Consider the following 19,287-nt stretch of genomic DNA (forward strand, 5'->3'; position numbering starts at 1 on the left):
GCCCCTGATAAGTAAGTCAGTTTATCAGGGGTGTTTTATTATCGTTTAAAAGCCTTGTAAGTGCGTTGCCCCTCATCTTGAGATGTTTTATTTTCTGCAACCTTATTCTCAGGATTTTCAGCAGTTGGACGAAGTTTAAAGAATGTTTTATTCTCTTCAGCCCGTTCTTCTACAAAGTTTATTTGCGGGGCATTGAGGCGCTCTTGCTTTTCTTGTTTGTACTGCGTAATAAGTCTTTCGCGGATAATCGGTAATTCCTCATTGATTGCTTTGTCTATAGAGGCTATTTTATTTTCTACAATCTCTTGCTGATGTTGAAAATCAGCTATATTGACACCCTTTTTCGCCAGTTTTTCAATTACTTGCTCAATTTCTTTTTTAGCCCTTTCTACTTGTTGAGCTCTATATGGTAGTTTCTCTTTCCAATAATCATCTGTTTCAGCCCATTTTTGCATATCTTCATAGCTTTTTTTCTCTTTTAAATATTCATCATATACTTTGGTATAATCTTCAAATTTGCGAGATATAAAACCTAAATCGGCAGCGTGTTTGGTTTTTTCATTCTCATAGCGTTTTCTCATTAACTCTACTTCAATTTCAGCACGTGTTTCGGGGTTGGTGATGATAGCGGTTTTGAGTTCCTGTGTATCCACATCAGACACATCAATGATATTTGCCCCTTTTTTGATAGCTTCCATATAGCGGGATTGCTTGGCTTGTAGTTTTTGGAGCATAAACACATCAATACTATCGTTGGTGAGCATATAGTTCATACGTACATTTTCCCATTTGTTGCCTTGTCGCCACATTCGTCCCTCTGTTTGTCGTAAAGAGGTAAAGTTGTAAGGCAAGGTAAGAAGGTACATATCGGTAGTGTTTTCCTGCAAGTTCATACCCTCTTGGATAGCTTCTGAGCCAATAACTATCTTTATCTTACCTGCATTGAATTTCTCTTGAATATCCAAACGTTGGTTTTTGTTGGTAGCCCCAGTGATGATACCTACTTCATCGGCTTTGTAGCCTACTTGGTCTACCAAATACTCTTTGAGACGAGGGAATTGTTGTACAGCTAACTCAGAATAGATGATTTGCCCCGCTTCGGGCTTGTCGGTTTTGTTCTGACGAATTAAGTCCATTGTGGTTTTGAGTTTTGGAGAGTTCTCTATAAAATCTTTAGTACTTACTTTGTCTACATCACCTTCGTAATTTTTAGAGAGGTAAGGAGAAAAAGCGATGAGTCTTGCATTGAGGATATGAGAAAGAATAGCCCCTTCTTCACTTTCGTCAAAAAGGAGGTTTAGAGTGTCGTATTCTTTTTTTGTAAGTTCATTTTGTTCAATCTTGTATTCCTTATTGATACGGTTAGGACGTACCAATTGCGGGTTATCCTCTTCGCCTTTAATATCAATAAACTCGGATAGAAGTTGTTGAAACAGCGCGTTGTTCTTAAACCTGCGTACATTAGTTTTAAACTTTACATCACCTTTGGCATCAATTTCCATATCGTTGTCGGCTTCCATAAAGGTCTCAAAAAAGTTATTTACATTGAAATAGCCTGATTTTTCTAATCGCTGATTGGCAATAAGGGATAGCACAGAATAATACTCCAAAGGCTTGTTAGTGAAAGGAGTTGCAGAAAGTAAAGTAACATTACGCCCATCGTAATTTTCTTGTATATACTGAGAAGCTACCCAAGTGTTGAGTCCCAATTTTGAGGGGCGTTGATTCTGACTGCGGAAATCGGAAGCAAAACGCCTGTCCTCAATACGTACCTTATCTATGATATGGTTGGCGTTGTGTACTTCATCAAAAGTAAGGTGGTCAAAACCAAAATCTTCCCAGTCGTATACCTTGCCTCGTTTCATTATGCCTTGCATTTTCTTTTCTTTTGCAATAGCTATTTCTATCTCACGCATCGTTTCATCGGAAACACCTCCCGTAATAGGATTTTCTAAGCTATCAACATCCTTTTTGTTGATATAAGAGAATTTTTCAGCCAATCGTTGGGTAATTTCATCACCAAAACCGATATTCTGGAAACCCTCGTAAGTTACTAAGGTTATTTCTCCATCTTTGTTATCAAAATGAGACAAATCGTAATCTTTACCAAGATTGCCTAATACATTCACTTTGGCGTTAGGAATAGCCTCAAAAATAGTTTCTACCCACTGTTTTAAGATGCTATCATTAGGTACAACAATTAGGGGGCGTTTGGCATTACCACGTTCCATCGCCTCGTGCATAGAGAGTACCCCTGAAAGGGTTTTACCAAATCCTACTTCGTGGGCTAATAGCCCAACTCCTTTGGTAGTAAGGCGACCGATACCCGCCCTCTGCACTTCTGTCAGCTTTAAAGGTTTGCCTTTGAAGTTTTGGTTTATTTTAGAGAACAAAGGAAACTGAGAATAGTCAGGTATATGGAGGTTGTTGTATTTGCGGTTGAACTCGTTTACAAAACGCTCTTTAAGGTCATTAGGAAGTTCTTCACGCAGGAACTTTTGAAAGAGGTTATTAGCCACTTCTTTACGGCGTTCACGTATCAAAGCATTCCGCTCTTTATCACTACCCGTTACCGTTTGATTATCTACAAATTCTCTGACCTCCCAAGAAGAAGAGGGCTCAAGGGCTTGGCTTGGTAATTTTAAAACGAAGTCTTTAAACTTATCCGCTAAATTATAATCTACTTTGACCATATCATAGCGCCTCATATAGCTGTTATAGACCTCTTTTTCCACCTTTCCTAAGTTAAAATTATGTACAAACTCGTGATTAGGTGAAATGATAATATCTTCTAACTGTTTTTTAGGAGGTAAAACGCTTTGCAAGAGTGATTTTTGCTTGTTATATTGTGCTTTTAGCTTTTCATCATCTAATCTACCTGCAAAATCAACTGTTAGACGCTCTAATTTTTCGTAAATATCTCCTTCGGCATAGTAAAAATCGTGAATGTACTTTCCTTTGTAATAATTAGCGTATTGAGCGTGTGCTTCAGGATTGGCTATCTCGCCATTGTAATTGGTATCAGTAAAGGCTTTTACTTGCTCAGGAGTGATGCTATGACTATTCTGTAAAGCTGTATCTACCACGATATCATCTTTTACAAAGTGGTATTTGAGTACCTTTTTACTAATCTCTGGAGTAGATTGTACTTTGTACTCACCAGTATTTTCAGTGGATTGTTTTTTGTTTTTAGCAACAACTTCAATATCCGTTGCTTCTTGTGCCTTTTTAAATTTCGGGGTATGCTCTTGAATAATGCTATCCGCTTTCTTGCTAATATCCGAAAGTTCTTCTTTGGTAAATTTAGTATTTTTTCTATCGAGTTTTCTCAGTAAGGCAGCATAATTATCCCATTCAGTAATGACTGCTAATGATTTAAACTTGATATTCCTAAAGATATTAATTGCTTGTCCTACTTTTTCTTTAGCTTCAACAAGTAAATTGTTATACTCTTCATTAGGGACAGTAGTCACAACAACATCTTCTTCTTTTTCTGCAATAGGTTCTTTGGCAGGAGCACTCTCAAAAGTTGAAAACATATCAAGTTGTACCTCTCGTGTTGTTTGAGTTTGTTCAGGTTGTATGACTTTTTTTGTAGCAAACTCTTGTAGGCGTGTAAGGGCATCATCTAAGTTGCCTTTCACGTAGTCCTCCTCACGACCAAAGCGGTTTTTACGCTGTAAAGTATCACCTAATATCTGTTGAGGGTGTTCCTTAAAATAGTTACTAATATCTTGGTTTTGTGCTTGGCTATTTTTTTTGAGAATTACAATGTCAGTACCTACATCAGTAGCTTTAAAAGCTCCGTTAGGAAGACGATACGCCTCAGAGAGTTCAGCACTTGAGAGTTTATCCTGTCTATTGAGCCAACCTGAAGGGAGTACCATTGCAAGGGTAGCCCCTTCGTTCATTACATCGAGGGAGCGTTTTATAAAATAATCTTCGTAGCGGGGGAGTTTAGTTTCTTCACCTAAACCTAAATAAAGTCCTCTGTGGCTACCATAAGGAGGGTTACCTATTACTAAATCATATTGGGGGGTAAAGTCTTTTTTGGTACCATTGTCGGTAATAAATTCGGTTTCAAAGGAACGCAGGTTAATAGTAGCTTGGGGGTGCAGAAGTTTGGCTATTTTGGCAGTAGTTTCATTGATTTCAAGGGCAGAGACATTGGTTTTTAGTCCTAAATTATCGGTAGCGTGTAAGAAGTTACCCGTACCTACACTGGGTTCTAATACGTTGATGGACTGTTTTTGAGGAAAATTGTTTTTGATAAGGTTGCGTACAGCATTCACTAACTTTTCATCGGTGTAGTATTCATCTAATACCCCGCGATTATCTTTGGTAATACCGCCACTTTTGTATTGGCTAATGGTGTTTTTTATCTCATCAGTGATTTGTACACCTTCATTGAGTTGGATAGTATTATCATCAGCAACGAAAGTCAGCGAATTGACTAAGGTAGTTATTTCCTCGTTGCTGACTTTCGTGTTGTTAGGTTTGTTTAAAAGGGTAGGTCGTACAGATTCTTTAGGTAATTGTTTGCCATCTCCTTGAGGTCGGGGTCGGTCTCCGTTTGGAACATCTCTTCCAGTGCTTTGATGTTCTTCTGTTGAAAGAGGTCTTTGATTAGGTAGAATTTGCGGTTGTGCTCCGTTGTGGCTGCCCATTTGGGGTCTTCCTGTTCGTCTTCCCAAATCGCTCCGCTCTGAGCTGCTAAGTCCATTTCCAACATTGTTGCTGCCCACTGCTTGTCGGCTTGGGTTATCTCTTTCTTGCTTGGATTGGCTTGGCGTGAGAGGCTTTCTAAGGTTTGGTTTAGATGACTGCTTTCCCACTTGCTCAGATGAGGATACTCTGTTGGGTTCAATTGTAGTGCTTCCATTTTGTGTGTAAATTTGTATGTTATTATTATCGGCAAAGATAGTGTTTTTTGAAGAAAGAAACAATCTTTTATTGTTAAAATCAAAAAAATCATAGTCGCTAAATAGTTCACTGAGATGATTGAAATGAACGCTATTCACTTTGGCGATATGACTATCGTATTCACGTTTCAAATCTATATAATTATCAGCTGTATAGCTAATGACAAAAGTCTCATTCGTACTTTTGTCTACCGCTTTCATTCCTTTTTGTAATTTTATTTCTTCAGGGGCATTACTTTGCTCTATGTTTTTCTTGTAGTTAAAAACTTTTAAATGATAGTCGTTCAAGTCTTTTACTTCACTTTTACCTATTCCATAAGCCCCTCTTTGGTCTATGCTGTTCTTCAGATTGTTGAGTATGTTTTGAGTAGCATCGTTACCTGCTTTATCTCCATCCAAAAACAAATGTATTTTACCTGTATAGTTTTGAAATTGCTCAATAAAAGTACCTGTGTTGGTAATAGAGTTTAGTACTACCAATGTACGGTCGTTAGGTTTGCCATTATCTTTAGCCATTTGCAGATAAGAAAACATATCTGTCATTCCCTCAAAGACAACAGTTTCGTTGCGAGTGCCAGTTATAATGCTTATATCACTTGCTCCTACTTTGGCTTTGACATAAGGATTACGTATATCATAACCTCCTGATTGATTGCGTAAACCAATACCAAAATAGTTTTTACCATCACTATTATTGCGGTAATGTACCTGTTGAGCGTATTGTTGTAAAATTTCTTTTGAGATACCACGCCCTGCGAAGTATTCTAACAACTTATCATTGTTAGGTACAGACACTTGAGTAATCTTAGTGCTGGGGGCTTTTTCCGTGTAATGCTGAGTGGGAGTAGGTCTTTTATTTTCTGCTTTTTGATTTTTAACACTTTGGCTAATAGTAGTATTAGAAAAGTCTTTCAGAAACTCAACGGCTTCTTTCCAAGTTTTCTTTTCGAGCTCCATTACAGCTTTGAAAATTTGTCCGCCTTTACCCGCTTTAAAGTCATAATAGCCTTTTTCATCTACTGAAAATTTTTCGTTATCCGTAAGAAAATAGTAGTCGTGTCCGCGTTGACGGTCAAATTTAACTCTACCTTGTCTTTCAAGGTAGAAGAAATAGTCGACAATGGAAGTGTTATTCACAATGTTCTCAATATCTTGTGGTGAAAATATAGCCATAAGGGTAAAATTATTTGCGTTTTAAAATAAAATCATTGAACTCAAAAATGTTTTTAGCTTCACTATCCCATTCTTTACGAGGAAGAAGTTGGAGCGATATAAACACGTCATTTTGCTTGTTGTATAGGTCTATGCGCTCTATACGCCCTCCATATTTATCACCCTCTTTTTTATATAGTGTGTAAGGTAAAAGGGTATCAGTTGGATGAACATAATAAGTTGTGTAATTCTCAGGAGTAATTATCCTAAAACGCTTGTATTCTTTTTTAAAAAGAATAGTATCATTGAGGTCTTTTCGGTAATCGAAATTCAAAAGGTGTTGCGATTTGAATACTGCTCCTTGTTCTTTTTTGTGTTTAGGGATAGAAGGAACATTAGAAAGCGTTGAAAATATGAACTGCTGAGGGTTTCTGTCAGTGATATCAAAGGCAAGTGAGTCGGTAATGATAAAGATTTTTTCAGTGAGTTCAGGTTCATCAACATAAGGAACAAGTTCTACAAGGGTGTCACCTTTGTAATTGAGTTTAGAGATAACAACGCTTTTCATATCATCTAAGCCTTTGGAGGCATCGAAATAGATGTTGGACACTATATCAATACCTCCCTTTTCGGCTTTAATCTCCTTTTTACTACAAGAAAAGCACAGCAATGTAGAAAAGAGAAAAAGAGTTTTTTTCATTGTTTATCAATTGAAGTGTTATCGTGAAATACTATGTTCAGGAACATTGTTCTTTTGTTGAGCCTGTGTAACTTCGGGTTTTACCAATTGATTTTGGATAGTTACCCTATTCATAGCGCTGTCGTACAAATTGAGCATTTTCCACTGAGGGTTTAACACAGCAAAACCTTGTATTTGACGGTTTTCTTGTTGGAAAGTTACCTGAGTGATATTGCCTTTTTCCAAATGTTTTTTAGTGCGTTCTCTCTCAATATCATTAGCAAATGTTAAGTTGGATTTTTGCATAATGTTATCTATATCCACACCATAGGCATTCTTGTTGTACCACTCGTATTTGTAGTTGCCATAGTCTGTTTTAGGCTCTTTCATATTGAGTTTGATAAAGCTCTCTGTACGTGAAAGCTCACCCGTTTCCTTGTCTACTACATCGTGCTCTATTTTTACCGAGCGTCCTTCAAGCAAGTTAATCGCTTCTTTTGCTGTGACACTGTTTTCTTTCTGTACCTTAAAAGTTTGGGAACGTTCCTCACCATTTTTGGTAGTGAGGTTCGCGCGATAAGAGTTTAAAAACACGCCTCCTTGTTCGGTTTTAGTGAGGTTCAAGTCGAATGAGACGGTATTTCCTTTCATCAGTCGGTCGGGGTAGTTGTACTCAGTGCGAACAGTTACTTTATCTTTAGGAGATAGTATAGCATTCTCTAAGTTCTTATGCAGTTTAGTGTCTTCGCCTAAACCGAGATATTTCACTTGGTTTTTGAGGTAGTTTAGCTGGTTGGATTGCTGCTCTGAAAGCTGAGGAGAGGATTGTGCTTGTTGCTGGGTAATCTTTACCACTTTTCCTTCCTTAATGGCAGTATCTAAAGCTAACTTGCTCCAGTTGAACTCTTGGTTACCTACATTTACGCCTACAGGTTTCATTGTTAGTTCATCGCTACCATCTCGGTGAGCATTTTTGTCAATCTTAACAACTTCTAAAACTGAGTTACTCTCTTTGAATTGGAATTTTTGACCTATGCTTACCTCGTTTGTTTGAGCTGTTGATTGATTAACATCTTGATTTTTTTGCTGTTCAATATTGTTAGGTTTAGCAAGTTGGTATTGACCGCTGCTTATGACCTCTTCTAAATTTGACCGATACCAAGGAATTTCTATTCCACTTCCTATAGAAGGGTCTTTTAGAATCACTGTATCTTGACCGTTTGGGTCTTTGGCAAATCTTGTTACTTCAAAAACGTCCTCTTTGTAATGGAGTTTTTGACCTATTTGCAAGTCTATTGTAGGCTGTTGTTTTGCTTCCTTTTGTTCTGTTGTTTCCATTTGTTTTACAGTGTTTAAAAAGTTATTAATCTTGTTTTCTAATTTCTCTTTTTCGTCCTTTGATAGTACATTTTCAAAGACTTCTTCAATAGAATTTACACCTTCTCTCACAGCGTTTTTCTCTACAAATTCTCTCTCTTGAGGAGAAAATGAGAGGTAGACTTGCTTGAGTCTGTTCATTTCAGTATCATTCCCCCAAGCTAAATCACCCATAAAGCTATTGAGAACATCGGTATTTAGGAATTTTTTAGGTGTATTCACCTCTTTCAATCTCTCTTCATTAAGAAGTCGCACAATGTCAGACTTATAAAGAGTAACTTCTCTATCAGAAGTGGTACCACTTAGATAGATTTTAGAGTCGGGTTGCTCACGGATGCTATACACTTGTAGTGTTTCATCGTAATCTTTGGAATAGAGTTGCTGTCCGATACTAATTTGTATGTCTTGCATTTGATTAGTTTTTTTAAGGTTATTATCTTCTAAAGCTACGATGGCGGTGTTGTTCTTCTTCTTGCTCTTCACGGTGACGATTAGCATCTTGATAGAGGTCGTCATCATTCACATCTAAACGGAGTTTAGTCTGCTGTTGCTTCTCTGATTGGCTTTCATTAGGTGTAGCATCGTCTATGGTACTGATGGTCTTGGATATAATGTTTAGATTATTGGTGATTTCTTTGCCAATCTCAGGGAACTTGTCAATTTTATCCTGTAAATAGCCTTTGAGTTTGAGAAGCTCATTTTTAAAACGGTTACTTTCCTGAATATCTTTTTTTTCTGCAACCACTTGGGCGATTTTCTCAGTATCTTTGAGCAGGTCATACTCGGTTACTTGCTGCGTTCTTTGGTCGTAGATAAAAGCTTTTTTCTCAATATCTATCGACTTGCTGTTGGTGAGTTCATTTAGCTGGCTATAGACAATTTCCTTTTGACTTTGTTTTACAATCTTGTCAATGGTTTTGTCACGCTGATAGATATTCACATTTAGACGGGTGTTGTTATCCGTTAGGAGAAAAATCAAACGGTCTTTACCATTGTCAGCAATCATAGCGTGTCCTTTGAGAAAATTTTCAATATCCTTGTTGGAGAGCTTTTTAGAGAAGGTATTGTCTTCACTCATAATACCATACTCTTTTAGGTCTAATGTAGGTAATTGTTCGTTCATATTGTTACTGATTTATTTGTTTTTAAATTTGATTAACTGTCTCACCATTTTGATTAATTCAGGAGCTAATAGCCCTATACATACTCCCAACATTAGATTAACAGGAGCTATAGATTTTTTAATAAGAATAGCTAACTCATTAGCCATTTGAGCTTCTTTAGAGGTAATGAGAGTCGAATCGTCGATAGATTGTAAAGTTTCTATTACCAAACTATTAAAATCAACTACTACTACGGTAATACCTATGAAAAGCAATAGTAGTATAACGTTGCAAATAATTTCTAATTTCTGTTGTTTTGTCATTTCTTCTTATTGTTTTTAAATTCAAAATCTACCTTACAATTTTTGAGCACTAAATACGCTTCAAAGTCTTTTCCTGCCTTGCTTTTAAAGCCTTTTAGTAGACTTGTTTTGCCTTTGGCAATAAGGTCGGCCACTTGCTTGGCGGTGATGGTTTTATGGGCTACCTCTTTCCAAATGGTAAAGTCGCAACCGTTTTTATAGTTGGTGCAGCCAAAGGCTTTTTTACCCTCCACGATTTGCCCTTGTTTACATTTGGGACAAGTTTCCAAGGTAGGGCGTTCCACCTTAACAGTAGCCTCAATGCTAAAGATGTTATGTACCATATTCTGCACGTATTGCAATAGGTTATTGTAATACTGTGTTACTAATAACTTTCCTTCTGTTATCTGCTTTAGCTGATACTCAAGGCGAGCCGTTTGGGCTACATTCACCACTTCTAAATCTTTGATAGCATTGTAAAACTGTAGCCCCAACTCTGTAGGCAAATACTTGTTCTTCTGCAAGGTGATAAACTGCCTTTTTTGAATAAGTGTATCAAGTATGCCAGGGCGAGTTCCTTTGGTACCAATTTGCAAGCCTTTTAGTTCAAACTGAGATGATAATTTCTTGTGTACTTCGGGCGATTGTTCTTGTAGGAACTTGTCCAAGTTACATAAATCATCGGTAAGGGTTGCAGGTGTGTATATAGCGGGAGGTCTGCTCTCAATTTCACGAACGTTTTTCGCCTCGATAGCGACCGCGTCGCCCTGCCTGTAAGGTAGATCCAAAACAGTAATTTTTTCATCGTCTGCTTCACCCTCTTCATCAGTAGCTGCTGTTTTGTTTTTAGGCGTGTAACGCTCCCAACCTGCATATAACAGTTTGTTAGTATTGGTTTTAAAAGGCGTTCCTTGATTGTCAAAAAGATATATTCCTTTTTCATATTGAGAGCTCTCGGAAAAGCTCTCTAAACAGCGATATAGGATAAGTTCAAATACACGGCGTTCCTGCTCGGCTAAACTCTCTAAACCATTGGTGTAACCTGTAGGTATTAAAGCATCGTGTGAACCTGTTATTTTGCTATCATCTACCGATTTGGGTTTTCCCATAAAAGAAAAGTTGGTAACGCCCAAAAAATCTCTACACAAACCGACAAAGAACTTTTGGAGGTTGTAATATCCTTCTTCAGTGATATAGGGGTCTTCAGTACGCGGGTAGGACAAATATTTACCTTCATACAGCTTTTGAGCAGACGCCAACACTTGGTCGGGCGTGTACTTATAGAGTTTGTTAGCTACAATCGTCAAACTGTCCAATGTATGCAATAGAGGCGGGTTTTTAGACACTTTTTTCACCTCGTGAGACACAAACCTATGAGCGGGCAAAAGTCCGTTAAAAACGGCTTGGGCTTGCTCTTTGCTCTCATATATGGGGCTCTCGGTCGTATAGGTAGTACCATTGTAAGAATGATTGGTGATAATCTTGTAAGTATAGGTTTTTTCGTGCCCCTTATTCTTGATGTACCTATCGCAAATAATCTTTAAGATAGTACTCTGTACTCTTCCTATCGATAACAATTTACCTTGCCCTAATTGGAGGGTGGCTGCTTGGGTGGCGTTTACGCCAATGAGCCAATCGGTAAAAGCACGAGCGTAGCCACTTTTACAAAGGTTTTCCAAAAATGGGTCACCCTGCTTGTAGGTAGGGTGTGCAAAAGCCTTGCGAATACCCTCATCAACTAAAGCCGAGTTCCACACACGAATGAAAGGCTTTTTACATTTAAAATAGTTATAGATGTATCTAAAAATGAGTTCCCCCTCACGGTCGGGGTCGGTGGCAACAATGATATTACCGATTTCAGGATTGTTTAGTAAGCTGCCTAACTTATTGAGTTGAGCTTGGCGGTTCTCCTCTTTCTTAGGTTCGTACTTATAATCTTTTATCTGCAGAAGCAGTGGCAAATAGGATTTATCCCATTTTCCTTCCCCTCGATAGGCGGTATCTTCAGCAAGTTCTAACAAGTGCCCAGCTGCACAAGAAAGGATAGTATCACCTTTCTCGTAATGGTCTCCTTTGAGGGTAAAACCTAATGCGCGGGCGTACTCACGCATTTGTGTTGATTTTTCGGCTATGATTAGGGTTTTAAGCATAATGTTTTTAGTTTATTGTTGCTCTATTTCTTTTTCTAATTCCTTAAATTTGGAAAAATTATATTGTTTACCTCCATCTGGAGTACCTAATATGTTACCTAACCTATTAGAAATTATACTATGTAATGTATTATTCTCTTTGCGTAATTTATCTCGCTCTCTTTTGAGACGATACATATTGTGTATGGCTATTGCTAAGAATAACAATAACAGTAGTATATAGTAAGTGTAATTGTCCATCTTATTTGATACTGATTAAATTGTTTAGAAAGGTTATGGGGTTGATATATTCATTATTCTGTTTCACTGAAAAATGCAAATGGGGCGCTGTAGAGAGTCCGGTATTACCGCTTTTACCAATAATAAACCCCGCTTTTACAGATTCCCCTTCTCGGTAATAGACTTCGGAGAGGTGACAGTAGATTGTTTCAAAATTCTGATGTTTAACTTTGATATATACGCCTCCGCCTTTGCTATCCCAGCCTACTGCGCTAATTACCCCGTCTAAAACAGCGTATATGTGTTGGTAGTTAGCCCGTAAATCAATGCCGTTGTGCATACGCTCTTGCTTTAGAATGGGGTGGAAACGCTCTCCAAAATGAGAGGTAACGTACAATTCTCCCTTCAGAGGCAGAGAGAGCCGTACGACTTCTTTGGTAGGAGTAGGTTGCTCATTGTCCTGCTGTTTGGTATGTGCTTCAGTCACTGCCTTTTTAGCAAGGGATAAGATGATAGAATCTTGCACCTGTTTGAGGATATTAGGTGCAGTAGGTTGTGATTGACGGATAAGTGTCTTCAGTGAATCTACCTCTTTGCGAAGGGCTGCCTTCTCACTGCGAAACAATCGCTTCCACACGCCACTACCTTTTTTTTCTGCACTTACATTGCTATTACTTAGCTCATTATTCTCTACTACTCTAAATTTTTGGTACTCTTTTTCGGGAGCTACTTTTGGGATGAGTGTATTGAACTGTGCATAGGTACTACCTATTGCAGAAAAGAAAAGAGATAGGGTTATGGTTTTGATATGTTTTTTATCGGGTTGCATTTTTGAGGTGTTAGGTCTTAAGGTTTAGGTGTCAGTTAGGCTACAGCTTCTCTAATTTCATTAATCATTATTTCAACTTCTTTGTTGATACGACGGAAATTGGTCATAAGGATTTCATTTTTACGGTCGTTACCTGCGCTGTCTTTGAATGAATAGTAGGTAGGCATTTTCACATAATTGGCTTCCTCGTGTTTGATAGCTTTCATATCAAGGTTGATCTTGCCTGAAATAGCTGATGTTTTAAACTCTTCGGTGGCGTTGTCTTCGCCTTGTACGACCATACCTACCATTTCACCTGTGCGTTGTCCTGCAATCTTGCCCGCGGGTATCATTACATCCATCTTTTCGCTGATAGTCATATTGGTACCTTGGTTGGAGATAGATTCCGAATAGCTTTTTTGTTTGATTTTACCAAAGAGTTTTTCAAGCCAATCAAGGGTACCCTTGTCGCGCACAGCTCCTGAGAGGATATTCCCCATAATAGCTGAAATGGTTTCGGCTACTTCTTTTTTGTAGAATTGGCGCAATTGTGGTTGCTCTTGCAAGCCGAGCATTACCGCTACTTTATTGCTACGTGCAGTCGCCACGAGGTTGTCTATCTTGTGAATATAGATAGTAGGGAACTCATCGGCGATAAGTCCGCTGTAGAGATTACCTTTGTCGTTTATTTGACTTATTACCCTATTGAGCACCGCTGAATACAAAGCTGAGTTAATGTCCTGTGTGCGCGGGTTGGAGGCGAGAATGAGGATAGAGGGATTTTCAGGGTCGGATATTTTGAGTTGCACTTCGTCGCCACTAAATACCCAAAAGCTTTCTTTGGTTGCCAAGCGAGATAGGAAAATCTTTATAGTGCCTATTTGTCCTTCAAGCTGGTCAAAGGCTTTGTTTTCATAGGCTGATTTGAAAGGCGACATAAGCGATACTAACTCTTCATTGGTAAAGAGAGTATCGAATATCTCTTCGTAACTGCGATTCATAAAGGCGAGTATATGAGGTAGGTCAGAGTATTTGCCATTCTCATAGGTAGCAAAGTAATAGATAGTAGAGGCAAGGAAATTCACCGCTGACTGCGTAAAGAACTGTTCAGAGCCACCCCCGCCAGAACTGCCTCCTTTTTGCAAGGCACTTACCATAGATTCAGCCATTTCTTGGGCTTGTGCTAAGGTGTTGATATACTCCTTTTTGAAAGGATTTACTCTTCGGGAGTATTCTACTTCATCGAGGTTTACCACGTGAAATTTGTGCTTGTAGTTAGGGTCGGTTTTCTTCTTTAGCAAGTGGTGGTAATAGGCAATTTCGCCTAAGCTTGGAAACTTAAAGTCGTAGATACACAAACAAAAACCTTTGCCTACTAACTGGCGGATAGCAGGGTTAATCACCCCAAAGGACTTACCCGAACCAGGGACTCCAATGACCATTGAACCACGGAAAGGGTCGATATTCATCCAGCCTTGGTGCGTTTGTTTTTGGTAGCGGAACTTGTAAGGGATGTTTACAGAGGTAGGTGTTTCTACAAGTTCCCTATTTTGGTCGAAACTCTCCTCTTCGGTATTCCAACGGTCTTTATCCATTTTAGTTTGCATTAGTTTAGAAATACTATCAGCACCTTTTTGAGTGATCATCGTCCCTGCATACGAAAGCAGGAGGTAGCCTAATTGATAACCATTGAGATAGGGCACTACATAAGGTAAATTGGGATTGCCCGCTCCCCATACAAGGGCTAAAGAGCTTATGATCATTATCAGTCCCACAGATATGGGCAAAAAGATTTCTTTGGTTGCATCTAAGTCGCGTTTCTTTTTAGCTCGTGTGCCTATAGCTACCAAGGTAATTAGTACAAGAGTGCTCAGCTTGGCATTGATAGGAGGAAAGAATACGCCCATCTTTGCAAAACTTTGCAAGATATTAGATAGCACAGGTATCTCGGCATTTTGAAAGAAAAGAATTAGGCAATCCAAAGTTACGACTCCATAGACCATTTTTTGGAAGAAGTCGTATATCTTAATTTGGTTTTGTTGTTCTTGCATACTCATAGGCTTCAGGTTTTAGGTTTCAGGTTTTAGGGGTTAGAAAGTATCGGCTTGTAATACATCGGAGTAATTGACTTTCATATCAATCACACGCCCTGAGATTTGTTCCTCGATAAGGCGTATTTTTAGTATTTTGCTATTGGGGAAAGTAAATTTCTCAAACACAAAAATATTGCGATAGTTCTTGTGTATTTTAGTTTGATTATTGAGTGCATACAAAGGGGTTAGCAAAATACTTTGATTATTTGTAGCTTTGTAAATCTTTTTATCCTCGATACTGAACTTCATAGCGTCGATATTGCAAGGTAGATTAGTAAGGTTTTCGATACTGATGTCTAAGAAAATGTAATCATCTATCACATAAACATTGTTCAGTAGCATTTTGAGTTTCAGATTCTTTTTCTTGCGAATAGGCTTTTTGATTTTCTTTGCTTGAATATCCAATGCAAAGCGTTTGAGCTCGTAATTAGAGTATTTGAGTTTAGGATATTCTAATGGTTGCATATCTTCGGCTTTGATATGAATATTAGAGGCTAACCAGTTGTGCTCTTGCTCTTGGTAAATGGCGCGGTATTGCGCTAAAAACGATTGCCCTACTACTGTGATAATACCGATGTCCATTCCTGAACGCAATTCCTTTTTTTGGGTTGCATTCTCCATTAATTCATCTCCGCTTTGTTCTACTTTAATGCGAGCAATATTTTCGGAAGGCAAATCGCCTATAAGGTAATTTGTAGAGAGGTCTACAAACTGAATGGGTTCGGGGGCGATGATGTGAATATTTACCTCTTTACCCATAAAGATAATGGGGAGGTTATCTACATTAATTTGATTGACAAGGGTTTGTGCTTGTATTTGTCCTCCCCAAAGAATGGCAAATAACACTATAGAGAGTTTTGTAATGATATTATTCTTCATTTTTGTTTAAATCTTGTTCGTTAATTAAATAGATGTAAGAGTTGTACTTGAGTTTTACTTTATTCTTGCGAATGATAGCTGCTACAGCTTCGGAGGTAGAGCGGAATAGATTAGAGGCAAGGCTGGTAAAGAAACCTTGACCTGTTTCTACATTCACCCCTTGTACGGAGTTCGCTCCTAACTCTCGAATCATTTCTCTAAAGGCACTCGCAGGCACGTATAGCCCTTTGAGTCCGTCCATATCGTAAATGGAAAGATTGATAGGGTAAATCTCATTATTGGTCATTACCGATACGATACTCAGGTAAACGCGCTGTTGTGAAAAGCCTGCAATCTCAGCATATAGGAAGCTACCTTTTCTCACCAACCTCTTCTGCTTTTTACCTATGAAAATATCTTCCAAAAGTCGTATACGAATGCGACTTCCTAAGTAGCCTTTAATGTTTTCATCTATTACCGCTTTGATGTTGTTACCCTCTTTCTCTTTAGAAATATGATTAAAATTCCCCAAGTTATTTGCTTTGGTAACCTCTAAACTGCGATTGAGAAAGGCTTCGCGTTTTTCTTTATTAGCTTTTAAACGCTCTGAAGCTGCTTTCTGCCTTATTGCTTCAGGGTCTTTAGATTTCTCCAATGAGTCTAAGAATAACATCTGCTCTCGTAAGCCCTTTACGGGGTCGTATTCTTTCTCCTCTTTTTCTTGCTTGCTACTCGCTATAGGCTGTTGCGACTCATTAAGCATACGAATCATCTCTTTAGAACGTTCATAATCTTTATCGTCTTGTGATTGCGATGAGGAATGAGAAAAAGCACTGTTGTTAGTGCGGTAATAGGTGTTATCTCCTATCTTTGTAACTTTGCTATTAGCGTTGCGCTTGCGCTCGTATTCCAAAGAATCCAAATAACGCTTTTGAGCATCATTCAAATTGTCGGAGTAGTTGTAAAGGCTATCGCTTTCCTTCTCAAAATCTTGAATCATAGAACGACTATCGTTTGTATTCTCAAACATCTTGTCGTAAGCGTCGTTCTTGTTCATAATGGGCGTTTCCACCTTTCCTAAAGAGGTACTCAGGTCTTTCTGTGCTTGCTCCTTTTTATCGTCTTTACTAAATAGGTCTATTGCTTGATAACCTATGAAGCACACAAAAGGCAAAGCAATGAGAGGAAAGATATACTTGGGGTGCTTGAAGTTGATTTTTTTCATTGCTGACTTTGGTTTTGTAGGGTTTGATACTGCTGATATAAAAACTCAATTCTAAGGCTATCAGAAGGGGTGAGGTCTCCTAATTCGCGTTTAGCTTTATATCCTTTTAGTTCCTCAGTAATGTTTTGCATTTGCTCTTGTCTGTTCTCGTTTTGCCTGATAATTTTGCTACTTTGCTCATAAAGCATTGGTATCATACCATTGTTAGCTTGCTGAGACAAACGTATATCCCAAATGGTACTTCCTATAAACGACAGCACTAAGAAAGTCATCGCATAGAGGTAAAACTTTTTAGGATTGGCATACAACCATTTACCTACTGAGGTTTCTTTAAATCTCTCTTTGAGTCTTTCTTTGAGTTTTTTATTAGGTTGCTGTTCTTGTTCCTCTGTTTGAGGCTCTATTGAGGTGTTTTGTTCTACTTCTTTTTCCATTCTAATAGCTGTATTTTTGTTTGACAGATAGTTCAGTATTATCTAAGATATTCCAGTTTTCTAATAGCACTCCGTGTGCATTGTTAGGCGTTCTGGGTATATCCCTAAAAGTACCTTGTGTAATGAGCTTTCGTATGATAAGGCTTGTCTTTCTATTAATCATCTGTGTACCATAGTACATAAACCTTTTGCTGTTCAAATCAATATTGATAGAGTCTGTTTGTATGGAAACAGTTGCATTAGAGGAGATGATTTGGTTATACCAACCTTTTTCGGTTAAGTTACTTCGCTCTTTCTTTGCTGAATCATCCATAAGGTAGAGTGCTTTATCTATATTCTTATTGATATACTCATCATCAGGAGCTAAGGTGAAAAATAAGCGGTGAAATAGTTCCACTTGTGCCTTGTACTCTACGGGGCGATTTAGGAGTTCATCAGTTTGTTTGACCAGCACAGGTACTCCGTTGTCTAAGATATAGATAGATTTTCGAGAGTCCTGTACGATTTTGTAGGAATAGCTAAACCCTACAATCACGATAACAATAGCAAATATCACGGTAGCTATAGCCATTGTTTTATTGATTTTGATACGTTTTTCTATGTTTTTTACTATCATTGTGAATTGAATTTGTTATCTAGATTTAGGTACGTCAGGCATTCTGTTGATATTCTTGCTAACAGCATCAAAAGTGCTATTTGCAACTGAGTTTTTCACGCTATTTGCTAGAGAACGTCCTGCATTTACAGTACCTCCTACAGCCTTACCACCTGCTGAAACTGCACTAGCTGCTTTGCTCGCAGCTCCTTTGGCTTTGGTCATTATGCTAGCTCCTCCAGCTGAAACTACTGAGTCGGCAATAGTAGGTGTCATTAGTACGGCTAATCCAGTTATTACATAGCCTACGCAAGGGAAAATCACAGAGTTCATCATTCCACTATAGGTGGTATATGCCATTAGAAGTCCTTGATTGATTACGTTGCCATTAGCATCAACTATCGTTGAAAGACGTGTAATATCCATAGTGTAGCCTGCCATTATAATCTGTTGCCCTATATTGATAATTGTATAGGCTATAAAGGTGTAGAGGTTGATATTGATAAACTTAGAAACCCAGTTCGTCAGCGAACTTTCAAAACCTGGTATGAGCGACATCCCGACGGCTATAGGCCCTAAAACTATCAGTATATACGACCATACCTTTTGTATAAAGAAGATGAGATAGACCCCCACCCTTAAAATCATTAAACATATTAACTCAATAGCTTCTCCTATGATTTTTTGCATTTTATAATTGAGTCTCTCTAATCCATCTTCAATAGGTGCTGTAAGTTTATCCCATTGGTCGCCAAAAGCTTCTCCTACATCACCATTGCCTACTTTTGTCCAAAAGTCCTGCCTTTTAGCCATAAGAGCTGCTCTTTCTTTGATAGTAGCATCTAATACTTGCATTTGTTTGGTATAGCGAGTTGTCCGAAGATTATTGGTTGTCTTCTCTATCTCTTGGAAAACTCCCTTGGGCATTTCAGCAAGTTTTAGAAAAGGATATTGTACCATTTGGGTGAAAGGTACCCAGTAGATGAGTATAAGTCCTATGATAACGGGTTTTATCATTGGCTCTACATCCCATTCGGCACTTCCGCTTTGCATTCTAAAACCTATGATTGAAAAGTAAATAAGCATTCCGAGTGCTCCAATAGCTTTTCCCAGTATAGAGGCTTGGTAGGCGTAACTTTCTATAAAAGTATCCAAGTGCGTAAAGGCTTCCATAAACCACTCTTCAAAGTCACCACTACCTTTCACAAACTTTACGGTTTTATCTCCTTGCTCCATACTAGGTGGTGGCGGGCCTATTATAGATGAGCCCGCCCCTGAATAAGGAGGTCTGGGTTGTGCTAAAGAAGCAGGAGTTGCCAATATAAAGAGCAAACTTGCTATAATGATTGTAATTTTCTTTAAGTTCATAT

General features: G+C 38.3%; 13 protein-coding genes. All 13 read right to left on the reverse strand.

The features are described from left to right. Nucleotides 1-38: 38 nt before the first annotated feature. A complete protein-coding gene (locus CBG49_RS14640; RefSeq protein WP_088595066.1) occupies nt 39-6,095 on the reverse strand; it encodes a toprim domain-containing protein in 6,057 nt (2,018 codons plus the stop codon). Nucleotides 6,096-6,105: 10 nt separating this feature from the next. After that, the gene (locus CBG49_RS14645; protein WP_088595067.1) at nt 6,106-6,774 is read right to left on the reverse strand and encodes a hypothetical protein; all 669 of its coding nucleotides are present in this window, start codon (nt 6,772-6,774) and stop codon (nt 6,106-6,108) included. Between the two features lie 18 nt (nt 6,775-6,792). Beyond that, entirely contained in the window at nt 6,793-8,628 is a 1,836-nt protein-coding gene (locus CBG49_RS14650) for a hypothetical protein (protein ID WP_227002910.1), read from the reverse strand. Continuing rightward, nucleotides 8,564-9,253: a hypothetical protein gene (locus CBG49_RS14655; protein WP_088595069.1), complete on the reverse strand. Its 690-nt coding sequence runs from the start codon at nt 9,251-9,253 to the stop codon at nt 8,564-8,566. Before CBG49_RS14655 ends, CBG49_RS14650 begins: the two co-directional genes overlap by 65 nt. A 12-nt stretch (nt 9,254-9,265) precedes the next feature. Continuing rightward, a complete protein-coding gene (locus CBG49_RS14660) occupies nt 9,266-9,556 on the reverse strand; it encodes a hypothetical protein (protein WP_088595070.1) in 291 nt (96 codons plus the stop codon). Then, nucleotides 9,553-11,685, reverse strand: coding sequence for a type IA DNA topoisomerase (locus CBG49_RS14665; RefSeq protein WP_088595071.1), 2,133 nt, complete (start codon nt 11,683-11,685; stop codon nt 9,553-9,555). Before CBG49_RS14665 ends, CBG49_RS14660 begins: the two co-directional genes overlap by 4 nt. A gap of 241 nt (nt 11,686-11,926) precedes the next feature. Further along, a complete protein-coding gene (locus CBG49_RS16320) occupies nt 11,927-12,733 on the reverse strand; it encodes a M23 family metallopeptidase (protein WP_088595073.1) in 807 nt (268 codons plus the stop codon). Nucleotides 12,734-12,768: 35 nt separating this feature from the next. Continuing rightward, nucleotides 12,769-14,763, reverse strand: coding sequence for a type IV secretion system DNA-binding domain-containing protein (locus CBG49_RS14680; protein WP_193433101.1), 1,995 nt, complete (start codon nt 14,761-14,763; stop codon nt 12,769-12,771). Between the two features lie 39 nt (nt 14,764-14,802). Next, the gene (traN, locus tag CBG49_RS14685) at nt 14,803-15,684 is read right to left on the reverse strand and encodes a conjugative transposon protein TraN (RefSeq protein WP_088595075.1); all 882 of its coding nucleotides are present in this window, start codon (nt 15,682-15,684) and stop codon (nt 14,803-14,805) included. After that, nucleotides 15,674-16,888, reverse strand: a complete 1,215-nt coding sequence (gene traM / locus CBG49_RS14690; RefSeq protein ID WP_088595076.1) for a conjugative transposon protein TraM — start codon at nt 16,886-16,888, stop codon at nt 15,674-15,676. Before traM ends, traN begins: the two co-directional genes overlap by 11 nt. After that, nucleotides 16,885-17,322 (reverse strand): hypothetical protein, encoded by a 438-nt coding sequence (locus CBG49_RS14695; protein WP_088595077.1) that lies wholly within the window; start codon nt 17,320-17,322, stop codon nt 16,885-16,887. Before CBG49_RS14695 ends, traM begins: the two co-directional genes overlap by 4 nt. Nucleotide 17,323: 1 nt before the next feature. Continuing rightward, nucleotides 17,324-17,938, reverse strand: coding sequence for a conjugative transposon protein TraK (traK, locus tag CBG49_RS14700; protein WP_009419764.1), 615 nt, complete (start codon nt 17,936-17,938; stop codon nt 17,324-17,326). A gap of 15 nt (nt 17,939-17,953) precedes the next feature. Next, nucleotides 17,954-19,285, reverse strand: a complete 1,332-nt coding sequence (locus CBG49_RS14705) for a TraJ family protein (protein ID WP_088595078.1) — start codon at nt 19,283-19,285, stop codon at nt 17,954-17,956. Nucleotides 19,286-19,287 lie beyond the last annotated feature (2 nt).

The sequence above is a fragment of the Capnocytophaga endodontalis genome, from assembly GCF_002209445.1.
In the GTDB taxonomy this organism is placed as follows: domain Bacteria; phylum Bacteroidota; class Bacteroidia; order Flavobacteriales; family Flavobacteriaceae; genus Capnocytophaga; species Capnocytophaga periodontitidis.

Bases quoted from the DNA above. Each gene is read 5' to 3' on its own strand.
- CBG49_RS14655 (WP_088595069.1), bottom strand. From the start codon at position 9,253: ATGAACGAACAATTACCTACATTAGACCTAAAAGAGTATGGTATTATG.
- CBG49_RS14680 (WP_193433101.1), bottom strand. From the start codon at position 14,763: ATGCAAGAACAACAAAACCAAATTAAGATATACGACTTCTTCCAAAAA.
- traK (WP_009419764.1), bottom strand. From the start codon at position 17,938: ATGATAGTAAAAAACATAGAAAAACGTATCAAAATCAATAAAACAATG.
- CBG49_RS14645 (WP_088595067.1), bottom strand. From the start codon at position 6,774: ATGAAAAAAACTCTTTTTCTCTTTTCTACATTGCTGTGCTTTTCTTGT.
- CBG49_RS16320 (WP_088595073.1), bottom strand. From the start codon at position 12,733: ATGCAACCCGATAAAAAACATATCAAAACCATAACCCTATCTCTTTTC.
- traM (WP_088595076.1), bottom strand. From the start codon at position 16,888: ATGAAAAAAATCAACTTCAAGCACCCCAAGTATATCTTTCCTCTCATT.
- CBG49_RS14640 (WP_088595066.1), bottom strand. From the start codon at position 6,095: ATGGCTATATTTTCACCACAAGATATTGAGAACATTGTGAATAACACT.
- CBG49_RS14650 (WP_227002910.1), bottom strand. From the start codon at position 8,628: ATGCTAATCGTCACCGTGAAGAGCAAGAAGAAGAACAACACCGCCATC.
- CBG49_RS14660 (WP_088595070.1), bottom strand. From the start codon at position 9,556: ATGACAAAACAACAGAAATTAGAAATTATTTGCAACGTTATACTACTA.
- CBG49_RS14695 (WP_088595077.1), bottom strand. From the start codon at position 17,322: ATGGAAAAAGAAGTAGAACAAAACACCTCAATAGAGCCTCAAACAGAG.
- CBG49_RS14705 (WP_088595078.1), bottom strand. From the start codon at position 19,285: ATGAACTTAAAGAAAATTACAATCATTATAGCAAGTTTGCTCTTTATA.
- CBG49_RS14665 (WP_088595071.1), bottom strand. From the start codon at position 11,685: ATGCTTAAAACCCTAATCATAGCCGAAAAATCAACACAAATGCGTGAG.
- traN (WP_088595075.1), bottom strand. From the start codon at position 15,684: ATGAAGAATAATATCATTACAAAACTCTCTATAGTGTTATTTGCCATT.